11 protein-coding genes and 1 other RNA gene are annotated in these 7,242 nt (G+C 62.7%); 6 read left to right on the top strand and 6 right to left on the bottom strand.

Going from position 1 to position 7,242, the window contains the following annotated elements; all coding sequences use genetic code 11:
- Together EOA33_RS18380 and modA are read right to left on the bottom strand one after the other, a co-directional pair.
- A partial coding sequence (locus EOA33_RS18380; protein ID WP_127406237.1) for an ABC transporter permease subunit occupies nucleotides 1-442 on the bottom strand: 442 nt, incomplete at its 3' end.
- A 16-nt stretch (nucleotides 443-458) separates the two neighbouring features.
- Entirely contained in the window at nucleotides 459-1,253 is a 795-nt protein-coding gene (gene modA / locus EOA33_RS18375) for a molybdate ABC transporter substrate-binding protein (protein ID WP_127406236.1), read from the bottom strand.
- A 160-nt stretch (nucleotides 1,254-1,413) separates the two neighbouring features.
- On the opposite strand from modA, the gene EOA33_RS18370 reads away from it, so the two are divergent.
- Nucleotides 1,414-1,620 (top strand): molybdopterin-binding protein, encoded by a 207-nt coding sequence (locus EOA33_RS18370; RefSeq protein ID WP_127406235.1) that lies wholly within the window; start codon nucleotides 1,414-1,416, stop codon nucleotides 1,618-1,620.
- 188 nt (nucleotides 1,621-1,808) lie between these two features.
- Here the strand turns inward: EOA33_RS18370 and EOA33_RS18365 are convergent, their stop codons facing one another.
- Together EOA33_RS18365 and EOA33_RS18360 are read right to left on the bottom strand one after the other, a co-directional pair.
- Nucleotides 1,809-2,603: a thymidylate synthase gene (locus EOA33_RS18365; protein WP_127406238.1), complete on the bottom strand. Its 795-nt coding sequence runs from the start codon at nucleotides 2,601-2,603 to the stop codon at nucleotides 1,809-1,811.
- 142 nt (nucleotides 2,604-2,745) lie between these two features.
- Complete coding sequence (locus tag EOA33_RS18360) at nucleotides 2,746-3,057, bottom strand: DUF2853 family protein (protein ID WP_127406234.1); 312 nt, start codon at nucleotides 3,055-3,057, stop codon at nucleotides 2,746-2,748.
- 166 nt (nucleotides 3,058-3,223) lie between these two features.
- Between EOA33_RS18360 and ssrA the strand changes: the two genes are divergently transcribed.
- Nucleotides 3,224-3,584, top strand: a transfer-messenger RNA (tmRNA) gene (ssrA, locus tag EOA33_RS18355).
- 178 nt (nucleotides 3,585-3,762) lie between these two features.
- Here ssrA and EOA33_RS18350 read toward each other — a convergent pair.
- Nucleotides 3,763-4,968, bottom strand: a complete 1,206-nt coding sequence (locus EOA33_RS18350) for a multidrug effflux MFS transporter (protein WP_126053950.1) — start codon at nucleotides 4,966-4,968, stop codon at nucleotides 3,763-3,765.
- A gap of 184 nt (nucleotides 4,969-5,152) precedes the next feature.
- Between EOA33_RS18350 and EOA33_RS18345 the strand changes: the two genes are divergently transcribed.
- The 4 genes from EOA33_RS18345 (at nucleotide 5,153) to EOA33_RS18330 (ending at nucleotide 6,951) form a co-directional block, all read left to right on the top strand.
- Nucleotides 5,153-5,842 carry a TetR/AcrR family transcriptional regulator gene (locus EOA33_RS18345; protein WP_127406233.1) on the top strand — a complete coding sequence of 230 codons (690 nt, stop codon included), beginning with the start codon at nucleotides 5,153-5,155 and terminating at the stop codon, nucleotides 5,840-5,842.
- 119 nt (nucleotides 5,843-5,961) lie between these two features.
- A complete protein-coding gene (locus EOA33_RS18340; protein ID WP_126053948.1) occupies nucleotides 5,962-6,495 on the top strand; it encodes an SspB family protein in 534 nt (177 codons plus the stop codon).
- Between the two features lie 18 nt (nucleotides 6,496-6,513).
- Nucleotides 6,514-6,711: a DUF4169 family protein gene (locus EOA33_RS18335; protein WP_126053947.1), complete on the top strand. Its 198-nt coding sequence runs from the start codon at nucleotides 6,514-6,516 to the stop codon at nucleotides 6,709-6,711.
- Between the two features lie 9 nt (nucleotides 6,712-6,720).
- Nucleotides 6,721-6,951, top strand: a complete 231-nt coding sequence (locus EOA33_RS18330) for a ribbon-helix-helix domain-containing protein (RefSeq protein ID WP_126053946.1) — start codon at nucleotides 6,721-6,723, stop codon at nucleotides 6,949-6,951.
- Here the strand turns inward: EOA33_RS18330 and EOA33_RS18325 are convergent.
- Nucleotides 6,948-7,242 (bottom strand): hypothetical protein (locus tag EOA33_RS18325; protein WP_145989189.1); only part of this gene is annotated, 295 nt, incomplete at its 5' end. The genes EOA33_RS18330 and EOA33_RS18325 overlap by 4 nt on opposite strands.

Here is a 7,242-nt window from a genome sequence, read left to right as displayed (position 1 = left end):
ATGGCAAGGTGATGGTGGCAAACACCCAGAGTGGATTGGCGCCGAGCGAGCCGGCCGCCGCCTCCATCTTGCGGTCGACCGCCTCGATCGACAGCCGGATCGCCCGCACCATCAGCGGAAAGCCCATCACGCCGCAGGCAAGTGCTGCACCCGTCCAGCGGAAGGAAAAGACGATGCCGAAATGCTCGGCCAGGAACGCGCCGGCGGGCCCGCGCTTGCCAAAGGTCAGCAGCAGCAGGTAGCCGGTCACCACCGGCGGCAGGATCAGCGGCAGATGCACCAGCCCGTTGAGCAGCGTCTTGCCCCAGAACCGGCCACGGGCGAGCACGAGCGCGATCGCGATGCCCGGCGGCAGGCTGAAAAGCATCGCCACCGTCGCCACCTTGATCGACAGCCGGACCGCATTCCATTCGTCGGGAGTGAGGTCCAGCAGCCAGTTCATGCGTCGGGACGCTGCCTTAGTTGGAAGGCGCCAGGATGGTGAAGCCCTGCGCCTTGAAGAGCTCTGCCGCCTTCGCGGATTCGAGGCACTTCAGGAATGCCGGCGCATCCTTGTCCTTCGAATCTGCCGTCTGGGCAACCGGGTAGATGATCGGCGGATGCGAATCCTCCGGGAAGGTGCCGACCACCTTGACGCCTTTTTCGGCATGCGCATCGGTGGCATAGACGATGCCGAGCCCCGCCTCGCCGGTCGACACCAGCTTCAGCGCCGCGCGCACATTCTCGGCCTGCGCGACCTTGCCTTCCACTGAAGACCAGACGCCGAGCGATTCCAGAGCCGCCTTGCCGTATTTGCCGGCCGGCACAGCCTTGACGTCGCCCATGGCAAGCCTGCCATCGCCGATAAGCCTGGCAAGGTCGAAGCCCTTTTCGATCTTGGCCTCAACCTTGGAATCCGTCGGCGCCACCAGCACGATCTGGTTGCCGAGCAGCTTCACCTCGGTGTCGGGTTTGGTCAGCTTCCTGTCGGAGAGATACTTCATCCAGTCGAGGTCGGCCGAGATGAAAATGTCGGCCGGCGCGCCGCCCTCGATCTGCTTGGCAAGCGCTGAGCTTGCCGCGTAGGAAATGGTCGCCGCCTCGCCGACATCGGCCTCGCAGGCCTTGTTGACGCCGTCGAACGCGTCCTTGAGGCTGGCCGCCGCAAACACGATCAGCTTGTCCTCGGCACGGGCGGCCGGCGCCGAGATCGCCAGCGATGCCGCGAAAACGCCAATGGTGATCGCTCCCAATCCAAAACCTTTGTGCGTCATGAAATTCTGCCCGGGTTCGAAATCCGATCAGTCCAATGCCTGCCGACCGATATATCTGCACGAATATAACAAGGAAAGACCTTTCGCGGCCCCTGTCGTTATGCGACAGGGTTTTCTCGGCCTACGATGGATTTTGGCAGACACAGCGAAGGAGCCCGTCATGAAGATCAGCGCCCGCAACATCCTCAAGGGCACGATCGTCGAGATCGTCAAGGGAGCCACCACCTCGCATGTCCGCATTGACACCGGCGGTGCCGTCGTCACCGCCTCGATCACCAACGAGGCGGTTGCCGACCTGAAGCTGGAAAAGGGCAAGCCGGCCTATGCCGTGATCAAGGCCTCGGATGTCATGGTCGGCATCGACTGACGGCGATTGTCGGACGGGTCAGACTCCAAATTCTGACATTGGGCCGAAGGTGCGTTGAGATTCAGGTCAGGCCGAGCCGAGAACGGCTGTTTCCGAGAACCGGAGCGGAGCCTACTTAAAGTGCGTGAGCACCGGAAGCGCAGGAAACCGCCGTTCGCAAGCCGGCATCACCTGAATATCAGCACACCTCAAACGGCGATCGGCGCCTTGATGGTGGCATCGGCGAAGTAGTTCTCGAGCCGGAAATCCTCGAACCGGAAGGCAAAAAGGTCCTTCACCTCCGGATTGATCCACATCGTCGGCAGCGGCTTCGGCGTGCGCCGCAGTTGCTCGCGCGCCTGCTCGAAATGGTTCGAGTAGAGATGCGCATCGCCAAGCGTATGGACGAAATCGCCGGGCTTAAGCCCCGTCACCTGCGCCACCATCAGCGTCAGCAGCGCGTAGGAAGCGATATTGAACGGCACGCCGAGGAAAATGTCGCCGGAGCGCTGGTAGAGCTGGCAGGAGAGGCGGCCTTCCGAGACATAGAACTGGAACAGGCAGTGGCAGGGCGGCAACGCCATCGCCTCCACCTCGGCGGGGTTCCACGCCGAGACGATCAGTCGCCGCGAGTTGGGGTTCCGGCGTATCTCCTTCAAAAGACCCGCGATCTGGTCGATCTCGCCACCACGGCCGTCCGGCCACGAGCGCCATTGCTTGCCATAGACCGGACCGAGGTCGCCGTTCTCGTCCGCCCATTCGTCCCAGATGGAGACGCCATTGTCCTTGAGGTATTTGGTGTTGGTGTCACCGGCCAGGAACCAGAGCAGCTCGTGGATGATCGACTTCAGATGCAGCTTCTTGGTTGTCGTGACCGGGAAGCCGCGTGAGAGGTCGAAACGCATCTGGTAGCCGAACACCCCACGGGTGCCGGTGCCGGTGCGGTCGCCGCGGTCGACGCCGTTCTCCAGCACATGCTTCAACAGGTCGAGATACTGGCGCATCGGCTTGGCCTCGATTCGGGTGTCAAGCAATCATAACCGACCGGCCGTCGATCGAATACCACAAAGCCCGCCGCAGATGTGGACGCGCCGATGTGACGGCGCCGGCACCAGGTCGTGCCGGCTGCCGCCCTGTCGTCATGCTTCAGAGGGAGCCGAGCTTGCCGAGATCCTTCGCCACCAGATAGTAGAAAGTCACCCGGCTTTTGGTGTTGTCGGAGGCCATCGCCTTGCAGGCCTTCTCGATCGCGCCATCGGCCTTGTTGGCGTCGGCGACGCCGAGCTTCTTGGCGGCCCAGTTCTCCCGCACGCGTTCCAGTTCCTTCGGGTCCGTGCAGGACACCAGCGAGGAATCGCGGTTTCTGAGCGCGATGCCCAGGTGCTTCACGATCTTCTCGACCGCGTCGGCGCTGGCGCCAGCGTCGTACTTCTTCACATCCGCAAGATAGTCGGCCATCGGAAAAATCCCCTCCTCGGCGCCACGGATCCGGTCGATGAGGCTTGTGGCGCGCTACGCAACCTGTGCGCTGGGTAGCAACTCCTCACCGGTGCAAAGCTTCGGTTGAGCGCGCCGGCAAGTCAACCCTCGACGATCCATTTGAGATAGGGACAAAGTCCCGTTCGGCCTTTCAATTTCCATGATCGGCCCCTATATTCGTTTCGTCGGCTTGACCGACTATGGCGATAAACAGGCGATGCAATAAGCCGTTCGGACCCGGGGGCGGTACCCGGCGCCTCCACCAAAAACCGCTCTTTCGAAAAGAGCGGCTTTTGCTGGGGGCGAAATAGGATCGACGAAGGTGTAAAGATCGTACTTTTGCCCGGCATTGTACCACCGTCATCGGGCTAAACTTATAGTTGCCAACGACAACTATGCGGAAGCTCGTCTCGCTGCGTAATGCAGTGCGAACGCTTCAAATCAAGCCCTAGAGGTTCGCACTTCTAGGCGGGGTTCGGAGGTACCTGGCAACAGAAACCTCCACTTCTCCCCTCCTCCCACTTTTTGCAACCGCAAGTTTTTTTGCCCAGGCGCGGGGCCACGACCTGTTCCCGCGCGTCCAATCGAGGCGCGATTGCGTTTCGTTCCCGATGCGGCGGGTTTATGCAAAACATGAAAAAGGCCGGGCGAGCCCGGCTTTTCTGTTACGATATTGAGCGTTGCTTACTCGGCCGGCGCTTCCACCGTCTCCCGCGCGCGGCCGAGCGTCAGCTTGGCGAGGGTGAAAGAAATCACCGCACAGAGCGTGATGCCGGCCACCATCGGCAGCGGGGTGCCGTCGAAGAACAGTCCGGCGACACCCATGGCCAGCGCACCAATGGCGAAATGCAGCGTGCCCATCAGCGCCGAGGCCGTGCCGGCGATCTCGCCATGCTCTTCCATGGCCAGCACCGAGGTCGTCGGGATGACCAGGCCGAGGAAGCCGTAGCCGACGAAGAGCAGCGCCGCCATCACGTCGAGCCGGTCGACGCCCGAGGCCATGATCGCGAACAGCGCCACCATCGTCGTCGCATAGCCAGTCACCGCCACCCAGACGACGCGCTTCAAGCCAAAGCGATCCGCCAGCATTCCCGTCAGTTGCGACATGCCGATGAAGGCAACCGCGTTGATCGAGAAGAACACACTATAGACCGACGGGGACAGGCCGTAGTGATCGATCAGGATGAAGGACGAACTCGACAGGTAGACGAAGAAGCTCGCGATGCCGAAGCCGGCAATCGAGACCAGCCCGAGGAAGTTGCGGTCGCCCATCAGGAAGCGGTAGCCCGACAACGCCGCGCCGAAGGATGAGCCGGCACGTTCCTCGACCGGCCGCGTTTCCTTGAGCGAAGTCGCAAGCAAGATGGTGGCAAGCACCGCCGCGCCCGTCACCGTCCAGAACACGGCGCGCCAGCCGAAGCTCTCGATGATCTGGCTGCCGGTCAGCGGCGCCAGGATCGGCGATACCGAAAACACCAGCATCAGCAACGACATCAGCTTGGCCGCCTCATTGCCGGTGTGCAGGTCGCGCACGATGGCGCGCGGAATGGCCATGCCGGCGCTGGCGCCGAGGCCCTGCAGGAACCGGAAGGCGATCAGCCATTCGATGGTCGGCGCCATCGCCGAGCCGATGCCGCCGACCATGAACAATGCGAGGCCGCCATAAAGCGGCAGCTTGCGGCCGACCATGTCCGAGATCGGCCCGACCAGAATCTGGCCGAAGCCCATCGACAGGAAGAAGATCAGCAGGCTCATCTGCACCGCAGAGGTGCCGGCATGCAGGTCCTCGCCGATCGACGGCAGGGCCGGAAGATACATGTCGATGGCGAACGGGCCGATGGCGGACAACAGGCCGAGCACGACCGCGATGCGGAGGAATTTGGGACTCATGATTAGGCTTCTTTCGGATCTGGCTGCCGCCGCGAAAGCGGCGTCTAACCCAGGACGTTCCATCCCGCGACATTCCGACACCTCAGAGGGGGACCTATTGTCTCTCCGGAGCGAATGCCTTGTGTTATGTCCACAAAATTAGACACTCTTGTCCAAATCGTCAATCGCCGCTATATAGTTTTTTATGAAGCCCTGCGTTTCTCCTGACAATTTCCCGCCACGCAGCCACGAGGCAAAGCGCATTTCGGTCGTCGAGGCCGCTGCTTCGGTCTTCTGCCGCGAAGGGTTTGCCGGCGCCAACATCGATCTGATCGCCGCCGAGGCCGGCGTGTCGCGCCAGACCGTCTACAACCATCATGGCGACAAGGAAAAGCTCTTCATCGCCGTGGTGCGCGACCTGACCGAGCGCTGCAACGCCGGCATCTTCGCCACCATCGCCACCTTTCCCGACCAGCCCACCGACATCGCGGCCGATCTTGTTGGCTTCGCCGTGCGCATGAACCGCAACTGCATCTGCAACCGCGACGGCAGGTTCTTGCGCAAGCTGATCCAGGCCGAGGGCGAGCGCTATCCCGAACTGTTCGCCGAATGGCGCGAGCAAGGCCCGGGCCGCACCTGGTCGGCGCTTGCCGCCCGCTTCGCCCGTCTTGCGTATGCCGGCTATCTCTCGATCGAGGACCCCGACGTGGCTGCGCGCCAGTTCCTGGCTCTCGTCAACGCGGAATTGCAGATAACCTTCATGCTTGGCGGCGCGCCAACGGAAAGCGAAGTGTTGCAATCCGCCAGCAATGGCGTGCGCACCTTCCTTCGCGCCTTCGGCAGGCAGAAGGCCACGGCGCATGCGGCCAAGAAGAGCGTGCTCGTCGGCGCCTGAGCCATCAAAACACCGGCAATGGCCCTCGCTTCGAGAGGGCTGCGATCTATATGCGGTTTACGCCGCGCTCAAGCTTCATTACAGCTATGCGGACGATTCAACGGAACCCGACCTGCTACATGGCCGACGACCACATCCGCTACGACATTCTGGCCCAGGAGGCGTTGCGCGGCGTTATGCGCAAGGTCCTGGCCGAAGTCGCGCGCACCGGCCTTCCAGGCAACCATCATTTCTTCATCACATTCCTCACCGGCGCGCCGGGCGTTCGCGTGTCCTCGCGGCTGCGCGAGCGCTATCCGGAGCAGATGACCATCGTCATCCAGTTCCAGTACTGGGACCTGAAAGTGTCCGACACCGGCTTCGAGGTCGGCCTCTCCTTTTCCGATGTGCCGGAGAAGCTCGAAATCCCCTTCTCCGCCGTGCGCGGCTTCTACGATCCCTCGGTCAATTTCGAGCTCGAGTTCGATGTCAGGACTGATGGGGCGGCCGAGGACGAACCGGCGCAGCCCACGCCCGAGCCGCTGGCCGTCGTCACCGAGAAGAAACCGGAGACGAAGAAGAAAGCCGCCGCCGAGGCCGACAAGAAGCCCGCCGCGGCAGACGCCGGCAAAAGCGCCGACGTGGTGTCTCTCGACGCCTTCCGCAAGAAATAATTCCCCGGACGGTGCGGCATGGGCGACGTCGTCAATCTCCGCCAGGTCCGCAAGCAGAAGGCGCGGACCGAGAAGGAGCGGCAGGCCGGCGAGAACCGTGCCCTGCATGGCCGCTCCAAAGCCGATCGGGACCGTGACCGCATGGCCGCCGACAAGGCCGAGCACTTCATCGCCGACCATCGCCGCGAAAAGCCTGGTGATTCAAACGAGAGCTGAGCGCCTTACGTGAGCCCGGTCGAAAAGCGTTCCGTGACCATCCGCGGCCATCGCACCAGCTATTCGCTCGAAAAGGCCTTCTACGACGATCTCGTCGCCATCGCCGCGGCGCGAAAGCTGACGCTTGCCGCTCTCGTCGCCGAGATCGACGAGACCCGTCCGCGCGACGCCAACCTCTCCTCCGCGCTCAGGCTTTGCGTTCTGGATTGGGCCAAACGCGGGAAGAGCGGTTCGTCCTAGCCGCCATCCAGCGACTTCAGCAGGTTGTCGATCGTGAACGGATTGGACTTGGGCTTCGGTGGCGGTGGAGCCGAACCGTCATTGACGCCAGGAAGGGAGCCATCGACCTTTGGTGCTTGCTGGGCGGCCTTGCGTTGGGCGTCCCGCTTGGCCCTTTCTTCCGAGGCGATGCGCAGTGCCTCTTCGGCCTTTCGGCGTTCTTCCTCGGCTTGCGCCTTGGCCGCCGCGTCAGCCGCCTGCTGTTCCACCCTGGCTTTCGCTTCGGCATCGGCCTTGGCTTTGGCGCCCGCC

Origin of the sequence: Mesorhizobium sp. M4A.F.Ca.ET.050.02.1.1, assembly GCF_003997725.1 — a bacterium.
Taxonomy (GTDB): Bacteria; Pseudomonadota; Alphaproteobacteria; order Rhizobiales; family Rhizobiaceae; genus Mesorhizobium.
Note: the sequence above shows the minus strand (reverse complement) of the source record. Positions and strands in the feature narration are given on the sequence as shown.